The sequence below is a fragment of the Microbacterium sp. ABRD28 genome, from assembly GCF_003850245.1.
In the GTDB taxonomy this organism is placed as follows: Bacteria; Actinomycetota; Actinomycetes; order Actinomycetales; family Microbacteriaceae; genus Microbacterium.
Map to the genome: position 1 here is coordinate 2,900,569 of NZ_CP031015.1, position 16,777 is coordinate 2,917,345.

A 16,777-nucleotide genomic window follows, 5' to 3' on the forward strand; every position below is an offset into this window, starting at 1 on the left:
GTCGCGTCCCGCCACCACCGCCACCCCGGGTTACCCTCGAACGCGTGACACCCGAACTCGCCGCCCGCATCGTCGCGGATTCCCGCGATCGGGTCGCATGGGTGCGGGCCCGCTCCCGTGGGATCACGGCGACCGACGTGGCAGCGCTCACCTCCGAGCGCGTCATCCCCCGAGCCGCCGACGCCAAGCTCATGGGCTCGAACTTCTCGGGCAACGCCTATACCGCTCACGGACGAATCCGCGAGCCCGAGATCGCCGCGTGGGTGGCCGCCACCCACGGGATCCGGCCATCGAGCGCGCTCTTCCACGCCGAGATCGAGAAGCGCCACCTCGCCACTCCCGACGGCATCGCCGTCGATCCGACCGGCCGCGTGGTCCTCGCCGAGATCAAGACGACGAAGAAGGCGTGGCGGAGCATCCCCCGCACCTACCTCCGGCAGGTGTGGTGGCAGCAGCATGTCCTGGGCGCCGAACGCACCCTCGTCGTCTGGGAGGAGCACGACGGCTTCGTCCCCGTGGGCGATGAGCCCCGGTGCGCCTGGGTCGATCGCGACGAGGTCGAGATCGGTCGACTGGTGCGCCTGGCGACATCCCTCATCGACGAGCTGTACCGACGCACGCAGCTGTCGCGAGCCGAGCGGATGACGCAACCCGCCGGCCCGCCCGCGCAGCCCTATCGCGCGCTCGCCCTCGCTGACTGACGCAGCCGGTCAGCGCAACGTCGTGACCGTCCGGCTGGTCGCATTCCAGATGCGCAGTCCCGTGACCTCGCCGACGTGCGGGGAGAGGTCGATCGCCTCGACGGCCGCGCCGAGATCGGCGAGCCTCACCCGGCGGGCCATCGTCACGTGCGGCGTCCAGTCGTCGGGCGCGGTGTGCGCGTAGCGCTCGTCGGCCGGGCCGAGAGCGGCGGCGACGCGGCGATGGAACTCCGCCAGCGGAGCCGTGACGATCACCTGCCAGCTGACGACCGCCTGACCCGAGCGCGGGAACAGCAGCACCCCACCGAGACGGAGGGTGAGGGGAAGCAGATCCGCGAGGTCCGCGAGCTTGTCGAGGTCGGGTGAATCGCGCACGGCCACAGTGATGTGGGGCCGGTTGCTCTCGCCGGTGTGGCGGCCGGCGCTCGGCAGTCCGGCGTCGATCAGACGCTGCCACGCGGCACGGGCGAGCGCATCCGTGGCGGCGTCGGGCAGCACCTCGACACTGATCACTCCTCCATCCTTGCGTGAGCCGAGGCCGGGGACCCAGCTCTCCACATTCGTTGACAAAGATCAACATTCGGAATATCGTTGATATAAATCAACCTTCAGGAGGACACGTGGCGAGGAATGCAGACGCTCCACCGGCTCACCGGCCCGGCGTGGTGAAGGCGCTCATCGGGCTCCTCCTCGGCATGTTCGTGTCGATGCTCGCCTCCACAGTGGTCTCGACCTCGCTGCCGGTGATCGTGCACGACCTCGACGGCGACCAGGCCGCGTACACGTGGGTGGTGACCGCGACGCTGCTGACCACCGCCATCTCCACCCCGGTCTGGGGGAAGCTCGCCGATCTGTTCGACCGCAAGCTCCTCATCCAGATCGCGATCGTGATCTTCGTGCTTGCGACGGCGGCCGCCGGGTTCTCGCAGAACCCCGAGACCCTCATCGCCTTCCGCGCGCTGCAGGGAGTGGGCGCGGGCGGGCTCGCCGCCCTCAGTCAGGTGATCATGGCCGACATCATCAGCCCGCGCGAGCGCGGCCGCTACATGGGACTGTTCGGTGCCGTGATGGCGGTGGCCACGATCGGCGGGCCGCTCCTCGGCGGGGTCATCACCGATGCCTTCGGCTGGCGGTGGAACTTCTTCGTCGCCCTCCCCGTCGCCGTCGCCGCCCTCATCATCCAGCAGCGCACCCTGCATCTGCCGGGGCGCCCGCGCCGCGCGGTGCGGATCGACTACGTGGGGATCGTCCTGCTCAGCGCCGCCGTGTCGCTGCTGCTGGTGTGGGTGACGAACGCCGGCACGTCGTTCGACTGGTGGAGCCTGCCGACGGGCCTCATGGTGGGAGGGTCGGCCTTGGCGACCCTCCTGTTCATCGTCGTCGAGCTGCGCACCGCCGAGCCGCTCATCCCGCTCCGCCTCTTCCGCAGCGCCACCTTCTCGCTCGCGGTGGTCGCCTCCATCGCCACGGGCATCTCGATGTTCGGCACCACGGTCTTCCTCAGCCAGTACATGCAGATGGCCCGGGGAGCCACCCCCACCGAGGCGGGCATCATGACGATCCCGATGATCGCGGGGCTGCTCCTCGCCTCCGTCATCATCGGTGCGCTGATCTCGCGCTACGGCCACTGGAAGCCCTACCTGATCGTCGGCGGTGTCCTGCTCACCGCCGGCACCGCCCTGCTCTCGACGATCCACTACGACACCCCGTTCGTCCTGGTGTCGGTGTACATGTTCCTCCTCGGCGCCGGTGTCGGCATGACCATGCAGAACCTCGTGCTGGTCGTGCAGAACACCGCCGATCCGCGGGAGATGGGGGTGGCGAGCTCCGGCGTGACCTTCTTCCGCAGCCTCGGCGGCACGATCGGGGTGTCGGTGATGGGCGCGGCCCTGGCCAGCCAGGCGACCACCCTCACCGGCGAACGTCAGGGCGACATCGCGACCGCGCTGTCGAACCTCGGCGCCGAAGGCGCAACCCTCGCGCAGGAGCTGCAGTCGGGCACGATCCCGCAGGTCGCCGCCCTCCCCGAGGCGCTCCGGGTGATCTTCGAGGATGTCTACGCTCAGGCGATCGCGCACTCGTTCCTCATCGCCGTGCCGGTGGCGATCCTCAGTCTGATCGCGATCGTGTTCCTCCCGAACACACCACTGAATCGGATGACGACGACCGAGCGCATCCACGCCGGCGAAGCCGATCTCGCCACCGTGTCCACCAGCACGGGGATGAACGCCCTTCCCGCCACCGGTCGGACCCCTGCCCCGCGGGCCGCGCGCCGGCGGTGAGGACGACGTTAGTCTCGAAGGCGATGAGCGCCGCACCCGACCCCGACGCCCGCACGGAGGCCGTGCGGGCGCTCGAGGCGGAATTCAGCGGTCTCATCCATCAGGTGCGCCGGATCGTCAGTGAGAACGCCGAGCGGGTGAGCCCCGGCATGCTGCCCGCCGCTTACAAGGTGTTCACCACGATCGTCCGCCGCGAACGCGTGACGCAGTCGGAGCTCTCCGAGATGCTCGTCGCCGACAAGGGCCAGATCAGTCGCACCGTGCGCGAGCTCGAGGAGCTGGGGCTCATCGGACGCGAACCCGATCCCACCGACCGCCGCTCCAGCATCCTCTTCCCCACTCCGTTCGGCCTGGAGCGGCTCGCCGAGGCTCGAGCACCGCAGGAGAGCACGCTCCTGCACGCCCTCGAGGAGTGGTCGATCGACGACATCCAGACCCTCACCCGCCTGCTGCACGCCCTCACGGCGCGCGAACGTCCCTGAGCAGCATCCGGCAAGAGGGACAGCGCCGGTACCGGAGCCCGCGCTCCCCCCTTGCGCGGGCTCCGGAGCGTGCTACTTCGAGCTGAAGGCGGCGTCGAAGAGCTGGTGGGGCGGAGTGATCCGGGCGAGTCTCCGTACGAATTCCAGGGCCTCGGGAGCGCCGACGAGACGGTCCATGCCGGCGTCCTCCCATTCCACGCTCGTCGGCCCGTCGTAGCCGATCGCATTCAGGGCGCGGAAGATCGGCTCCCACGGCACGGCGCCGTGCCCGGTGGAGACGAATGTCCACCCCCGCCGCGGGTCATCCCACGAGAGGTGCGACCCGAGCACGCCGTTGCGGCCGTCCAGGTTGGTGACCGACTCCTTGCAGTGCACATGGAAGATGTGGTCGGCGAAGTCGAGCACGAACGCGACGCTGTCCAGCTGCTGCCACACGAAGTGCGACGGGTCGAAGTTGAATCCGAAGCTCTTCCGATGTCCGATGGCCTCGAGCGTCCGCTTCGCCGTCCAGTAGTCGTAGGCGATCTCGGACGGGTGCACCTCCAGGGCGAAGCGGACCCCGACCTCCTCGAAGACGTCGAGGATCGGATGCCACCGCGCCGCGAAGTCGGCATACCCGGCGTCGACCATCGCCTCCGACGCCGGCGGGAACATCGCCACGTACTTCCAGATCGACGAACCACTGAATCCGTTGACCGTGGTCACGCCGAGCTTCGCCGCCATCCGCGCGGTGTCCTTGAGGTCCTCCGCAGCCCGCTGCCGCACACCCTCGGGGTCACCGTCGCCCCAGACACGGTCGGACAGGATGTCGCGGTGCCGCTGGTCGATCGGGTCGTCGCACACCGCCTGACCGGTGAGGTGATTCGAGATCGCCCACACCGTCAGCCCGTTGCGCTCGAGGATGTCCTTCCGCGACTGCACGTACTCCGCGTCATCCCACCGCGACACATCCAGATGATCGCCCCAGCACGCGATCTCGAGACCGTCGTACCCCCACTCGCCCGCCAGGCGCCCCACCTCCTCGAAGGGGAGATCCGCCCACTGGCCGGTGAACAACGTGATCGGTCGCGCCATGCTGTCGTCCTCTCTGAAAGGTGCCGGAGACGTGCGTCACCCGGGCTCGGAATGGTCAGCGGGTCGTCTGCCAGGACCCGTCGGCCTCAGACGAGCGTTCGACGGCGTCGAGAACCCGCTGGATGTGGAGTCCGTCCGCGAAGGACGGCGCGGGGTCGGTGCCCTCGGCGATCGCGGTGACGAGGTCGACCACCTGGTGGCTGAAGCCGTGCTCGTACCCGAGCATGTGACCCGTGGGCCACCAGCGATCGGCATACGGGTGCGAGGGCTCGGTGACGAGGATGCGCCGGAAGCCCTGCTCGGAATCGGGGAGGGTGGCGTCGTAGAACTCGAGCTCGTTCATGCGCTCGAGGTCGAACGCGAGCGCACCGCGCGACCCCGAGATCTCGATGCGGAGCGCGTTCTTCCGACCGGTGCGGAAGCGGGTGGCCTCGAACGACGCGAGCGCGCCGCCGGAGAGCCGGCCGGTGAACAGCGCCAGGTCGTCGACGGTGACGGGGCCGCGCTCTGAGCCCGCGGTCCCTGACAGCCCGACTCCCTCGGCCATGACCGGGCGCTCGGCGACGAGCGTCTCGAGGATGCCCGAGACCCGGTCCACGGTCTGGCCGGTGATGTATTCGGCGAGGTCGACCGCGTGCGCCCCGATGTCACCGAGCGACCCGGAGCCCGCGATGTCCTTGTTCAGGCGCCACGTCAGGGGTGCGTTCTCATCGGCGAGCCAGTCCTGCAGATACTCGGCACGCACCTGACGGATGTCACCGAGGCGGCCTTCGGCCACGAGCTGACGCGCGAAGGTCGTCGCCGGCACGCGGCGGTAGGTGAAACCGACCATCGACCGCACGCCCGACCGTGCCGCCTCTTCTGCGGCGGCCGTCATCGCCTCGGCCTCGACGACCGTGTTGGCGAGAGGTTTCTCGCAGAGCACATGCTTTCCCGCCCGAAGAGCCGCGATCGCGATCTCGGCATGGGTGTCGCCGGGGGTGACGATGTCGACGAGGTCGATGTCATCGCGTCGGATGACCTCGCGCCAGTCCGTCGCCGCTTCGTGCCATCCCCATGTGGCCGCCGCCTCAGCGGTGCGCTCGGCATCCCGGCCGACGACGACCTGCATCACCGGGTCGCGGGGAAGATCGAAGAACCGCGGGGCCACCCGCCATCCCTGCGAGTGCGCGGCTCCCATGAAGCCGTGCCCGATCATGGCGACGCGCAGCGGTGCTCCCACGCGATTCTCCTTTCGAAGGACGGGGCGCCCGAGGGTTCTCGGGCGCCCCGCGATGGTTGTGTCAGGACTCGAACGACAGGTCGATGAACTCCTCGACGTTGTCCTTCGTGACCACGGGTGCGTCCAGCACGACCCGGTTCGGCACGCTGGGCGTGATGAGGTCGCCCACGGTCTTCTGCTGGGCGATCAAGCGGGCCAAAGCGATGCCGTCGGCCGCCTGCGTCGACGGGTAGATGACCGTGGCCTTCAGCACCGAGTCATCGGCCTGGATGGCCTCCATGGCGTTGCGCGACCCGGCGCCGCCCATCATGATGAACTCGTCGCGGCCTGCGGCCTCGACGGCGGCCAGAACGCCGATCCCCTGGTCGTCGTCATGGTTCCAGATGGCATCGATCTGCGGGTTCGCGGCGAGCAGCTGCGATGCTGCCGCCTCCCCTCCGGCGACGGTGAAGTCCGCCGCGACACGGGCTGAGACGTCGAGGCCGCAGTCCGACAGAGCGTCTTCGAAGCCCTGCGATCGATCCTGGGTGAGAGGCAGCGAGTCGATGCCCGCGATCTCGGCCACGACAGCGTCGGGGTTGTCCCCGATCTGCTCGCAGATGTAGGTGCCCGCGCTGACGCCCATACCGTAATTGTCGCCGAGGATCGTCGTGCGTGCGGCGAACGGGCTCGAGAACTCCCGGTCGACGTTGATGACGGGGATCCCCGCCTGCATGGCCTCGATCGCCACCTCGGTCAGTGCCGCACCGTCGGTGGGCAGCAGGACGATGGCGTCCACACCGTCGTTGATGAACGTCTCGACCGCGGCGATCTGGGCGTTGGCGTCGTTGGTGCCCTCTGCGACGCGAAGCTCGACGTCGTCGAAGCTGTCGGCGGCGGCCTGGGCCCCCGAGTTGATGGCTCCGAGCCAGCCGTGGTCGGCGGCGGGCCCGGAGAAGCCGATGACGGGTCCGGCGATGGCACGGACGCTGCGGTCGCAGGGGATCGAGGCGCACGACGGCGGTGATGTCGTCGCCCTGGTGAAGCAGGGCAACGTCGAAGCCGTCCAGACGGTCCGCCAGGCCGGCCGCGACATCGGCGAGGTGCTCACGACCTGCGTGAGCCTGATCAACCCCTCCGTGATCGCGATCGGCGGATCGATGGCCCGTGTCGGCGAGCACCTCCTCGCCGGCGTCCGCGAGGTGGTCTACACCCGGTCGATGCCTCTGGCGACCGAGCACCTCACCATCGCCCAGTCCGTCACGGCCGAACGGGCCGCCGTCCTCGGCGCGAGCATGCTGGCCGTCGAGCACGCCCTCTCCCCTGAATCACTGAGCCGCCAGTTCGAGGCACGCTGAGACGAGGGACGCCGACGCCGTTCTTTAGCACCGGCGTAACACGGGCGAGACAATGGCCGGGTGTACTGAGTCTCACCGACCCATCTGCCTGCGTCCCCGACGAGGGGCGGCGCGAGAAAGGAGCGACCGATGCGATTCCGGCCGCTGCGATCCCCCTCTCCCCCGCAGGCCCCGGCGGCGCAGCCCGACGCGCCGCCCGAGACGATGCGCGCCGTCACCCTCGCCCGCGCCGGCGGACCCGACGTGCTCCGATGGGGCGAGGCACCGACACCGAGCCCCGTGCTCAGCGAACTCCTCGTGCGGGTTGTGGCGGCGGGAGTCAACCCGATCGACGCCAAGACCCGGGCCGGACGAGGCGTGTCGGCCGCGCTCGGCGACACCCCGGTCGTTCCGGGCTTCGACTTCAGCGGCGTCGTCGTCTCGTCTCCCTTCGAAGCGCATCCGCTGACGCCGGGGACCGAGGTGTTCGGCATGGTGCCCTTCCCGCGAACCGGCGGCACGTACGCCGAGTACGTGGTGGTCCCCTCCCAGTCGGTGACGCGCAAGCCCGCCTCCCTCTCGCACGTCGAGGCGGCCGGTGTGCCGCTGGCCGCCCTCACGGCCTGGGGTCTGGTCGTCGAGATCGCACACGCCCATGAGGGACAGCGGATGCTGATCCACGCCGGCAGCGGTGGCGTGGGGCATTTCGCCGTGCAGTTCGCCGCCTACTTCGGCGCCCATGTCACCGTCACCGCCTCCGGGCGCAACGCCGCCTGGCTGCGCGAACTCGGCGCCGCCGTGGTCGTGGACTACACCTCCACCCGTTTCGAGGAGGTCGTCGGCGAGATGGACGTCGTCATCGACCTCGTCGGCAACGTGTCGGACCGCACCGCCAGCCGATCCCTGCAGGTGCTCCGACCGGGAGGTCTGTACGTGCTGGTGCCCACCGGCTCGTGGCCCGATTACGCACAGGCCGCCGAAGAGGCGGGGGTTCGCGCCACGGCGTACAAGGTGATCCCCGACGGTGGCACGCTGGCGACGATCGCCCGCCTGCTGGACTCGGGTGCCGTGCAGGTCTACATCGATCGGGTCTTCGACCTGCCCGACGCCGCGACGGCGCACACCGAGCTGGAGCAGGGCCACACCCGCGGGAAGATCGTGCTGCGCGTCAGCGACGACTGACCGATCCGGCGGTCGCGGGCGCGACGAGCACGCGCCTGCCCTCGGCGACGATCTCCTCGGCGACGGCGTCGAGGAGCGGCGATCGCAGGTTCCACTGCTGCCAGGAGAGGGGGACGTCCACCGACGGTCCCCCGAGCGCGACGAGCTCTCCCGACGCCAGCCCCTCGGCGGACTGCGAGGTGGGAAGGAGCGCCCATCCCAGACCCAGGCGGGTCGCGGTGGCGAAGTCGTGCGAGGCGGGGACGTAATGGCGAGGCGGCGCGGTCGCCTCCACGCCGTGCACCCGCAGCCAGCGCCGCTGCAGGTCGTCGCGACGATCGAAGTCGATCACGGGGGCGGCCGTCAGCGCCTCGACGGTCACGCCGTCCGCGAACCACCGATCGTGGAACGCGGGGGTGGCGACAGCCTGATATCTCATGAGGCCGAGAGCGATCGCGCGGCATCCGGCCACGGGCTCCTCGCGCGAGGTGACCGCGCCCATCACCGTTCCGGACTCGAGCAGTCCCGCGGTGAAATCCTGATCGTCGCGGTGCAGATCGAAGACGATCGGATGCCGCGCGGCCAAGGTCGCGAGCGGCGTCAGGAACCACGTGGCGAGCGAATCGGCGTTCACCGCCAGCGGCACCGACACCCGGGTCCCCGCCGCGTCGTCGCCGGTGAGGCCCGCGATCGCATCGTGCTCGAGGAGGGCGAGCTGCCGGGCCAGACGGACGACGGCGATGCCGGCTGCGGTCGGGCGCACGGGTCGGGATCGGACGAGGAGCACCTGCCCGAGCAACGATTCGAGGGACTTCACCCGCTGGCTCACCGCGCTCGGCGTGATCCGCAGCCGCCGGGCCGCGGCATCCATCGTGCCCTCGTCCGCCACCGCGGCGAGGGTCTCGGCGAGATCGAAGGGGATGCGCATCTGAAGTGATGCTAATGCACCTGAAGAAGTCTGAACTGGTGCTTCTTCTGACCCGGTCGTAACGTGCAAGGGTGACTCTCCCCCTTCTCGCCGGACTCGGCCTGGGCTTCTCCCTCATCATCGCCATCGGTGCCCAGAATCTCTTCGTCCTCCGCCAGGGACTTCGGCGTGAGCACGTGATCGTCGTCGCGGCGCTCTGCGCCGTGTCGGACGCCGTCCTCATCGGCATCGGCGTGTCGGGGATCGGTCTGCTGCTCCAGGCTGTGCCGTGGTTGGTGACCGCCGTCCGATGGACGGGAGCGGCCTTCCTCATCGGCTACGGTGTGATCGCCGCCCACCGCGCCTGGCGCCCGAGCGGGCAGGCGCTCACGGTGCGGGACCAGGACGCGTCGACGGGGGATGCCACGGGCGGGGGCGCGGGCGCCGTGGGCGTGGCGACCACCACACAGACACGGCTTCTCCCCGTCATCCTCACGACGCTCGCCCTGACGTGGCTGAACCCCCATGTCTACCTCGACACCGTCTTCCTGCTGGGCTCGGTCGCCAACACCCACGGCGACGCCCGCTGGCTCTTCGCCTTCGGGGCCATGTCCGCCAGCGTCATCTGGTTCTTCGGCCTCGCCATCGGGGCTCGCTATCTCGGACGGTGGCTCTCGACACCGACCTCGTGGCGGATCCTCGACGGCGGCGTCGCGGTCGTCATGATCGCGCTCGGGGTGTCACTGGTCCTGCCTCACTGAGCCGAGGCCGTGCCGAGGCCGCAGCACGGGGAACGACGAAGGGGCCCCGCCTGACGGCGGAGCCCCTTGTGCGCGACGGCGATCAGGCCAGCGAGTTGACGTCCAGCGGGATGCCGGGGCCGAACGTGGTCGACACGGCACCCTTCTGGATGTATCGACCCTTCGAGCTCGACGGCTTCAGACGGATGATCTCCTCGAGGGCGACCTTGAGGTTCTCGTCCAGCTGCTCGGCGCTGAAAGACGCCTTGCCGACGACGAAGTGCACATTGGCGTGCTTGTCGACGCGGAACTCGATCTTTCCGCCCTTGATGTCCTCGACCGCCTTGGCCGGGTTCGGGGTCACCGTTCCGGTCTTGGGGTTGGGCATGAGGCCGCGGGGACCCAGCACCTTGCCGAGGCGCCCGACCTGGCCCATGAGCTCAGGGGTGGCGACGGCGGCGTCGAAGGCGGTGTAGCCGCCCGCGACCTTCTCGATGAGCTCGGCGCCGCCGACCTCGTCCGCACCGGCCGCGATGGCGGCCTCGGCCGCGGGGCCGGTGGCGAAGACGATGACGCGGGCGGTCTTACCGGTGCCGTGAGGCAGGATGACGGTGCCGCGCACCATCTGGTCTGCCTTGCGGGGGTCGACCGAGAGCTTCAGTGCGACCTCGACGGTCGAGTCGAACTTCGCAGAGCCCGTCTCCTTGGCGAGGGCGACGGCCTCGGTCGGCGAGTAGAACGTGTCGGCCGCGATCTTCGCGGCGGCGGCCTGATAGGCCTTGGACTTCTGTGCCATGGTTATTCTCCCCCTCAGTCCTCGACCGTGATGCCCATGGAACGGGCGGTGCCGGCGATGATCAGCGAGGCGGCCTCGATGTCGTTCGCGTTCAGGTCGGGCATCTTCGTCTCGGCGATCTGGCGCACCTGGTCCTTGGTGAGCTTGCCCACCTTGGCCGTGTGCGGCGTCTGCGAACCCTTCTGCACGCCCGCAGCCTTCTTGATCAGCTCGGCGGCCGGCGGGGTCTTCAGGACGAAGGTGAAGCTGCGGTCCTCGTAGACGGTGATCTCGACGGGGATGACGTTGCCGCGCTGCGACTCGGTCGCGGCGTTGTACGCCTTGCAGAACTCCATGATGTTCACACCGTGCTGACCGAGCGCGGGGCCGATCGGCGGTGCCGGGTTGGCGGCGCCGGCGTTGATCTGGAGCTTGATCAGGCCGGTCACCTTCTTCTTCGGTGCCATTGTCGTTTCCTTTCTTCGAACCGGATGCCGCGGCATCCGCTTCTCCCGCGGTTCCGGCCGTTCCGGAGCGCGGTGCCTATGGAGTCAGAGCTTCGTGACCTGGTCGAACGACAGCTCGACGGGGGTCTCGCGCTCGAACAGCGAGACGAGGACCGTGAGCTTGCCGCTCTCGGGCTTGATCTCGCTGATGGTGCCGGGAAGGCCCGCGAACGAACCCTCCTTGATCGTGATGGTCTCGCCGACCTCGAAGTCGACCTCGGCGGGGATGCTGCGCGCGGTCGCGGGAGAACCCTTGGCCGCGCCCTTGGCGGGGGCCACCTCCTTGACCTCGACGAGGCTCTTCAGCATGGTGAAGGCCTCCTCGAAACGGAGGGGGGTGGGGTTGTGCGCGTTGCCGACGAAGCCGGTGACACCGGGCGTGTGACGCACGACCGACCAGGTGTCCTCGTTCAGGTCCATGCGCACCAGCACGTAGCCCGGGATACGGACGCGGGTGACCATCTTGCGCTGGCCGTTCTTGATCTCCACGACGTCTTCCATCGGGACCTCGACCTGGTAGATCTCGTCCTCGACCTCGAGCGTGGACTTGCGCTGCTCGATGTTCGCCTTCACCTTGCGCTCGAACCCGGCGTAGGAGTGGATGACGTACCACTTGCCCGGCAGCGACCGCAGCTCGGCGCGGAAGGCCTCGAACGGGTCGAGCTCCTCGTCGTCGGCGGCGTCTTCACGGTCGTCCTCGCCGTTGACGTCGGGCCCGTCGTAGGGGGTGACCTCGTCGGCGGCCTCGGCCTCGAGCTCCGCGATCTCCTCGGCCACGGAGTCGCTGAGGACCTCCGCCGCGGCCTCGGCCTCGGCGGTCTCGTCGATGTTCAGGGCGTCGTTCACGATGGCGTCTGCCTCCGGATCCTGGATCTCGATGTCGTCGAGCTCTTCGGTGTCGTCCTCGACGTCGTCCTCGTCGTCGACGATGTGGATGGCGCTGTGCTCGGCGGGGGTGTTCGCGCGCTCCTCGTACTCGAGGATGTTGCCCTCCTGGGCCTCGTCCTCCTCGGAGGACTGCTCCGCCGCGGGCGCCCAGTCGGCGTCGTCGACATATCTTTCAGACACTTGTGTTCTCTTCCTCTGTCGTGGCCGGGGGTCCGGCTCGACGCGTCGCGCGCCGCCACCGGACGAACCCGTGGGCGCGTTGTCGGCTCAGGCGCCCGGGATCCCGAAGACGTACTGCGCGATCCAGACGAACAGCACGTCGAGTCCGTACACGATCGCCATCATCACCAGAACGAAACCGAGCACCACGGCGGTGAACTTCACCAGTTCCTGCCGCGTCGGCGTGACGACCTTGCGGAGCTCGGCGAAGACCTGTCGGATGAACAGGACGATGCGCGCGAAGAAGTTGGGCTTCTTCTCTCGGGGCGCGTCGCTGCGTGCGACCACCTCGTTCTTCGGCTCGTCCTGGAGCATGCCACCCACCTGATTGTTTCCTCGTGCCAGCAGACGCTGACGCGCAGGGCGGACAGGAATCGAACCTGCAACCTGCGGTTTTGGAGACCGCTGCTCTGCCAATTGAGCTACCGCCCTAAGGGTCTGCGACCCCGGGATGCCTGCAGACTTCTGCCCCTGCCTGGAAGGAAGGAGGTCCCGACCGGCGGGCACGGCGAAAGAATGCAGACTTCAACTGCATCTCCCAGTCTACGCCATGCCCGAGGACCCCGCGAATCACTCAGTCCGACGCGACGCCGTATCGGTCCGGTTCGGGGCCGCGCAGGAAGGCGCGGCCGGAGATGGCGTGCGGCACGATCCGCACGTACACGTACTTCAGCGTGGGGATCCAGGGGGTGAGCCCCAGACCATCCGCGCGTTCCACCTCGGCGGAGGTGTCCAGGCGCTGGGCGCGTCCGCGCACGACCACACTCCAGGCGTCGTCTGCGGTGACGTCGTCGACTTCGAAGACGACCTCGTCGTTGACGGTGAGTTCGAACAGCTTGCTGCCCTCGGCCGTGCGGAACAGGACCGTCCGGTCATCCTCGACGAAGTTGACCGGGAAGATGTCCAGCACGTCGCCGACACGGGTGACCAGGCGCCCCAGCTGGTGGCCGCGCACCCGCTCCCAGCACTGGTCGTCGTCGAGGGCGGTCACGGCGTCGTGGTGGTCGGACATGTTCCCATCATGGCCCGCGGCCGTGCACGACGACACCTTTCTCGCCCGCGCAGGCGGTCACGCCGAGACGGGCGGTCCCGGGATCACCTGGTGGACGTAGCGGGCCTCGGTGATCACCTCGCGCCGCGTGAACAGCCACCGGTCCCCGATGCGGGCGTACTCGTCCTCGTAGCGGATCAGGAAGGCGTGCGTGAGGTCGAACGGGAAGCGCCCGTGCTGATGGGTGTCGCGATACAGGTGGTGCGCGATGCAGTAGACCGTGCCCGTGGCCCGGTCACCGTCGCGCGCGATGACCTGCGTCGTCACGGCGTGAAGTGTCCGCTCGTAGCGCGCCAGCTGGTCGCCGGGGATGGTGAGGACGTCGTCTCGTCCGCGGACGGTGTCGCCGCTTGCGAAGGCGATGTCGTCGGCGAAGAGCGCCGCCCATGCGTCGGCGTCGCCGCGGTCGAGCGCGACGGCGTAGCGGTGGGACAGATCCCGGATCTCCCGCTCGTCCTCACCCTCCCCGGCGGATGTCACGAGCCGACCGTCTGGCGCGCGGCGGTCTTGCGCCGATAGGCGGCCCAGGTGACCGCCCACGTGTCGGGGTCGTCGAGACCGGAACCGTCGATCTGGGCGACGACCTGGTTGTGCGGCGCGGTGCGCACGAGCTCCGGGTCACGCCGGCCCTCCTCGAGGACGTGCGCGAGCACGGCGATCCACTCGTCCAGATCCTCCTTGGACCACATCTCCCCCGCCTCGGGGGTGAAGGGTTCGGGGATGAAGGCCGGCTCGTGGGATGTCCAGAACGCGTCGATGCCGAAGTCCGTCATCCGGTTCTGCACGTCATGGCCGGTCACACCGGTCTCGGCGGTGTACTCCTCCAGCGAGTAGCGCGTCATCTCCAGGCGCGGCAGAGCCTTTCCGGGGAAGGCCATCGTCACCCCCGGGATGGCCATCAGCTGCTTCTCCATGTAGTTGTTGGCCAGCACCGACAGGTCGGCGGCCTCGCGCAGCCCATCGGTGCCCATCGCGCGGGTCCAGGAGTAGGCCTTCACCAGCTGCTGGACGTTGCCGAGGAACTCGCGGACGCGGCCGACGCTGTTCTCGGGCTCGATGAGGTCGTAGGTCTCGCCGTTCTTGACCACGCGGGGTCCCGGGAGGAAGCGGGCGAGCTCCTCGGAGCAGCCGTACGCACCGACCGAGGGGCCGTTGCCGCCCTTGGGCACACCGAAGGTCTTGTGGAGCATGTACATGCAGGCGTCGAACCCGAGGTCGCGGGCGCGCAGCCGCGTCATCACCCCGTTGAAGTTCGCGCTGTCGTAGAACGCCAGCCCGCCGACCTCGTGCACGGCGTCGATGAACTCGGTGATGTGCGGGTTGTAGATCCCTATGTCATCCGGGTTGTTCAGCATCAGTGCGGCCGTGTGAGGTCCGACCACGGCCCGCAGCGCCTCGACGCTGGGGTATCCGTCCTCCTCGATCGGGAGGGTGATGACCTCGAAGCCCGCCGCCTTCGCCGTCGCCGGGTTGCAGGGGTGCGCTTGGGCGGTCGTGATGATCTGCCGCCGCTGGGCGAGCTCGCCCTTCGAGGCGAAGTAGGCCCGGGTGATCACGGTGTGGAGGTACGCCGCGTCGGCGCCGCCTCCGGGCTGGAAGCTGAAGGCCGACATCCCCGAGAGGTTTCGCAGCTCGTCCTCCAGCGAGTGCACGATCCCGAGCAGCCCCTGGTAGGTCGAAGGATCCTGCCGCGGGTGCACGGCGGCGACCTCGGGACGGGCTGTGATCTGCTCGTTCACGGTCGGGTTGTGCTTCATCGTGCACGTGCCGAAGAGGCTGATGCCCACCATCCCCATCGTCTGCTGAGACAGGTGGGTGTAGTGACGGCGGACCTCGTACTCGGCCAGCTCGGGCAGGTCGGGGTCGGCCGCGCGGCGCAGGTCCGCGGGGATCAGGTCATCGGCCGCCGGCGCCCAGGACGACGGCGGGACGACGCCGCGGCGCCCGGGGGCGCCCAGCTCGTAGATGACGGGCTCATCCCACGACGCGGCGTGGTAGCGACGGATGGTGCTCATGAGGCGACGACCTCCTCCAGTGCGGTGATCAAGCGACGGACGTCCGATTCGGAGGTGACCTCCGTGACGCAGTACAGAGCGCAGCCCTCGAGTCCCTCACCCGTGCCGGACAGGTCGTGGCCCCCGAGGATTCCGCGGGCGAACAGCGCGGCGTTGATCCGGGCGACCGAGAGGCCGGTGTCCGAGAAGTCGACGATGAATTCCTTGAAGATGCCGTCGGCGTATCTCACCGACACCCCGGGCACCTCGGCGATCAGGGCGGCTGCCCGCCGAGCGTTGCCGACCACCGTGGTGGCCAGCTCCCGCATCCCCTGCGGTCCGAGGAGCGCGAGGTAGATCGCCGCGCGCACGGCCCACAGGTAGACCGAGTTGCCGGTCCAGTCGTTGCCGAGTTCGCGGGCGCCGTAGGAGCTCTGGCCGAACAGCGTCATCCCGAACGCCCGCTCGCCCTCGCGGATCGTCGGGGCGATGCTGACCTGCAGCGTGGGGAACTGCCGGGCGTAGCGCTCCTCGTCGCGGCTGGCGATGAAGCCGCCGACACCACCGCCGGCGTTCAGCGGAATCCCGAGGGGCTGCAGCGAACCCACGACGATGTCGGCCCCGAAGCTCGCCGGCGACGCCATGACCCCGAGCGAGATCGGGTCGACCCCGACGATGGCCTCCGCCCCGACCGCGTGGGCGGCGTCGATGATGCGCGCGATGTCGGCCTCGATGACCCCCCACGAGTTGGGCGTCTCGACGTAGACGGCGGCCACGGCGTCATCCAGCACGTCGGCCAGGGCGGCGAGCGAGACCGTGCCGGTGGCGGGGTCCAGCGCCACCTCGCGGATGCTGAGCGAGCCGTCCAACTCGCGGTAGCCGCAATAGGTCTCGATCACGAGGCGGCGCTCACGGTCGAGCCCCGCGGGGATGACCACGACCGAGCGCCCGGTGAGGCGGGCCGCCATGCGCAGCGCGTGACCGGCGGCGCACCCCCAGCTGTAGACCGGCAGGCCGACGAACTCGAGGTCGACGAGCGCGCCCATCTGGGAGGTGAACTCGAACCACGCCTGGTTGCGCCCGTGATCGGAGCTCGGCGTGCCCCACACCGACGTCGAGATCTCGGGCCGAGCCGCGATCTCGTCGCACAGCGCCGGGATGTGGTGCTTCCAGTACCCGCCGCCGAGGAACGACACGTGCGAGTCGGTCGAGGCGACACCGCGGAGCCGGTCTTCGAGCATGCGGCGCAGCTCGAACTCCGAGCGGATGCCGGCGGACGGCACGATCGCGTCATCCGAGCGGTGGTCCGCCGGGATCTGCCGGAACAGTTCGTCCGGGTCGCTCACGCCGACCGCCTCGAGGAGGGCGTTCCTGCTCCCCTCCGCCGAGTTGGCCATGTAGGGATGGGACGGGCTCATCTGCAGTGCTCCTTCGCGGGCGATGACGGAAACGGGTGGGG

At 69.2% G+C, this 16,777-nt stretch carries 18 protein-coding genes, 1 tRNA gene and 1 pseudogene; 6 read left to right on the forward strand and 14 right to left on the reverse strand.

Annotated elements, in window-relative coordinates; genetic code table 11:
- The first annotated feature begins 44 nt into the window (after positions 1-44).
- Positions 45-701: a YqaJ viral recombinase family protein gene (locus DT073_RS13995; protein ID WP_124293943.1), complete on the forward strand. Its 657-nt coding sequence runs from the start codon at positions 45-47 to the stop codon at positions 699-701.
- Positions 702-710: 9 nt separating this feature from the next.
- Here DT073_RS13995 and DT073_RS14000 read toward each other — a convergent pair whose 3' ends face one another.
- Positions 711-1,214, reverse strand: a complete 504-nt coding sequence (locus DT073_RS14000) for a 2'-5' RNA ligase family protein (protein ID WP_164478200.1) — start codon at positions 1,212-1,214, stop codon at positions 711-713.
- A 107-nt stretch (positions 1,215-1,321) separates the two neighbouring features.
- Between DT073_RS14000 and DT073_RS14005 the strand changes: the two genes are divergently transcribed.
- Together DT073_RS14005 and DT073_RS14010 are read left to right on the forward strand one after the other, a co-directional pair.
- Complete coding sequence (locus DT073_RS14005) at positions 1,322-2,983, forward strand: MDR family MFS transporter (RefSeq protein ID WP_276310435.1); 1,662 nt, start codon at positions 1,322-1,324, stop codon at positions 2,981-2,983.
- A 23-nt stretch (positions 2,984-3,006) separates the two neighbouring features.
- On the forward strand, positions 3,007-3,465 hold the full coding sequence (locus DT073_RS14010; RefSeq protein WP_124293945.1) for a MarR family winged helix-turn-helix transcriptional regulator: 459 nt from the start codon (positions 3,007-3,009) through the stop codon (positions 3,463-3,465).
- Between the two features lie 72 nt (positions 3,466-3,537).
- Here DT073_RS14010 and DT073_RS14015 read toward each other — a convergent pair whose 3' ends face one another.
- From DT073_RS14015 to DT073_RS14025, 3 genes are all read right to left on the reverse strand, one after another.
- A complete protein-coding gene (locus DT073_RS14015; RefSeq protein ID WP_124293946.1) occupies positions 3,538-4,539 on the reverse strand; it encodes a sugar phosphate isomerase/epimerase family protein in 1,002 nt (333 codons plus the stop codon).
- 55 nt (positions 4,540-4,594) lie between these two features.
- On the reverse strand, positions 4,595-5,737 hold the full coding sequence (locus tag DT073_RS14020; protein WP_124294539.1) for a Gfo/Idh/MocA family protein: 1,143 nt from the start codon (positions 5,735-5,737) through the stop codon (positions 4,595-4,597).
- A gap of 85 nt (positions 5,738-5,822) precedes the next feature.
- On the reverse strand, positions 5,823-6,794 hold the full coding sequence (locus tag DT073_RS14025) for a substrate-binding domain-containing protein (protein ID WP_502697155.1): 972 nt from the start codon (positions 6,792-6,794) through the stop codon (positions 5,823-5,825).
- Between DT073_RS14025 and DT073_RS14030 the strand changes: the two are divergent.
- Together DT073_RS14030 and DT073_RS14035 are read left to right on the forward strand one after the other, a co-directional pair.
- Positions 6,706-7,098 (forward strand): annotated as a pseudogene (locus DT073_RS14030) (ROK family protein); the annotation flags it as partial. The gene DT073_RS14025 and the pseudogene DT073_RS14030 sit on opposite strands and share 89 nt — an antisense overlap.
- A 129-nt stretch (positions 7,099-7,227) precedes the next feature.
- Positions 7,228-8,259 (forward strand): NADP-dependent oxidoreductase, encoded by a 1,032-nt coding sequence (locus DT073_RS14035; RefSeq protein WP_124293949.1) that lies wholly within the window; start codon positions 7,228-7,230, stop codon positions 8,257-8,259.
- On the opposite strand, the gene DT073_RS14040 is transcribed toward DT073_RS14035, so the two are convergent.
- Positions 8,246-9,166, reverse strand: a complete 921-nt coding sequence (locus DT073_RS14040; protein WP_124293950.1) for a LysR family transcriptional regulator ArgP — start codon at positions 9,164-9,166, stop codon at positions 8,246-8,248. The two genes, DT073_RS14035 and DT073_RS14040, sit on opposite strands and share 14 nt — an antisense overlap.
- A 71-nt stretch (positions 9,167-9,237) precedes the next feature.
- On the opposite strand from DT073_RS14040, the gene DT073_RS14045 reads away from it, so the two are divergent.
- A complete protein-coding gene (locus DT073_RS14045; RefSeq protein ID WP_124293951.1) occupies positions 9,238-9,906 on the forward strand; it encodes a LysE/ArgO family amino acid transporter in 669 nt (222 codons plus the stop codon).
- An 82-nt stretch (positions 9,907-9,988) separates the two neighbouring features.
- Here DT073_RS14045 and rplA read toward each other — a convergent pair whose 3' ends face one another.
- The 9 genes from rplA to gcvPA form a co-directional block, all read right to left on the reverse strand.
- Positions 9,989-10,681, reverse strand: coding sequence for a 50S ribosomal protein L1 (gene rplA, locus DT073_RS14050; RefSeq protein ID WP_124293952.1), 693 nt, complete (start codon positions 10,679-10,681; stop codon positions 9,989-9,991).
- Positions 10,682-10,695: 14 nt separating this feature from the next.
- Complete coding sequence (gene rplK / locus DT073_RS14055; RefSeq protein ID WP_124293953.1) at positions 10,696-11,127, reverse strand: 50S ribosomal protein L11; 432 nt, start codon at positions 11,125-11,127, stop codon at positions 10,696-10,698.
- A gap of 84 nt (positions 11,128-11,211) precedes the next feature.
- Positions 11,212-12,234: a transcription termination/antitermination protein NusG gene (gene nusG, locus DT073_RS14060; protein ID WP_124293954.1), complete on the reverse strand. Its 1,023-nt coding sequence runs from the start codon at positions 12,232-12,234 to the stop codon at positions 11,212-11,214.
- Positions 12,235-12,321: 87 nt separating this feature from the next.
- On the reverse strand, positions 12,322-12,588 hold the full coding sequence (secE, locus tag DT073_RS14065) for a preprotein translocase subunit SecE (protein WP_124293955.1): 267 nt from the start codon (positions 12,586-12,588) through the stop codon (positions 12,322-12,324).
- Positions 12,589-12,632: 44 nt separating this feature from the next.
- Positions 12,633-12,705: transfer RNA gene (locus tag DT073_RS14070), tRNA-Trp, on the reverse strand.
- A 142-nt stretch (positions 12,706-12,847) separates the two neighbouring features.
- On the reverse strand, positions 12,848-13,285 hold the full coding sequence (locus DT073_RS14075; protein WP_124293956.1) for a pyridoxamine 5'-phosphate oxidase family protein: 438 nt from the start codon (positions 13,283-13,285) through the stop codon (positions 12,848-12,850).
- 57 nt (positions 13,286-13,342) lie between these two features.
- Positions 13,343-13,804: a nuclear transport factor 2 family protein gene (locus tag DT073_RS14080; protein WP_164478202.1), complete on the reverse strand. Its 462-nt coding sequence runs from the start codon at positions 13,802-13,804 to the stop codon at positions 13,343-13,345.
- On the reverse strand, positions 13,801-15,339 hold the full coding sequence (gene gcvPB, locus DT073_RS14085; RefSeq protein WP_124293958.1) for an aminomethyl-transferring glycine dehydrogenase subunit GcvPB: 1,539 nt from the start codon (positions 15,337-15,339) through the stop codon (positions 13,801-13,803). The genes DT073_RS14080 and gcvPB overlap by 4 nt, the downstream gene beginning before the upstream one ends.
- The gene (gcvPA, locus tag DT073_RS14090; RefSeq protein WP_205782944.1) at positions 15,336-16,736 is read right to left on the reverse strand and encodes an aminomethyl-transferring glycine dehydrogenase subunit GcvPA; all 1,401 of its coding nucleotides are present in this window, start codon (positions 16,734-16,736) and stop codon (positions 15,336-15,338) included. The genes gcvPB and gcvPA overlap by 4 nt, the downstream gene beginning before the upstream one ends.
- Positions 16,737-16,777 lie beyond the last annotated feature (41 nt).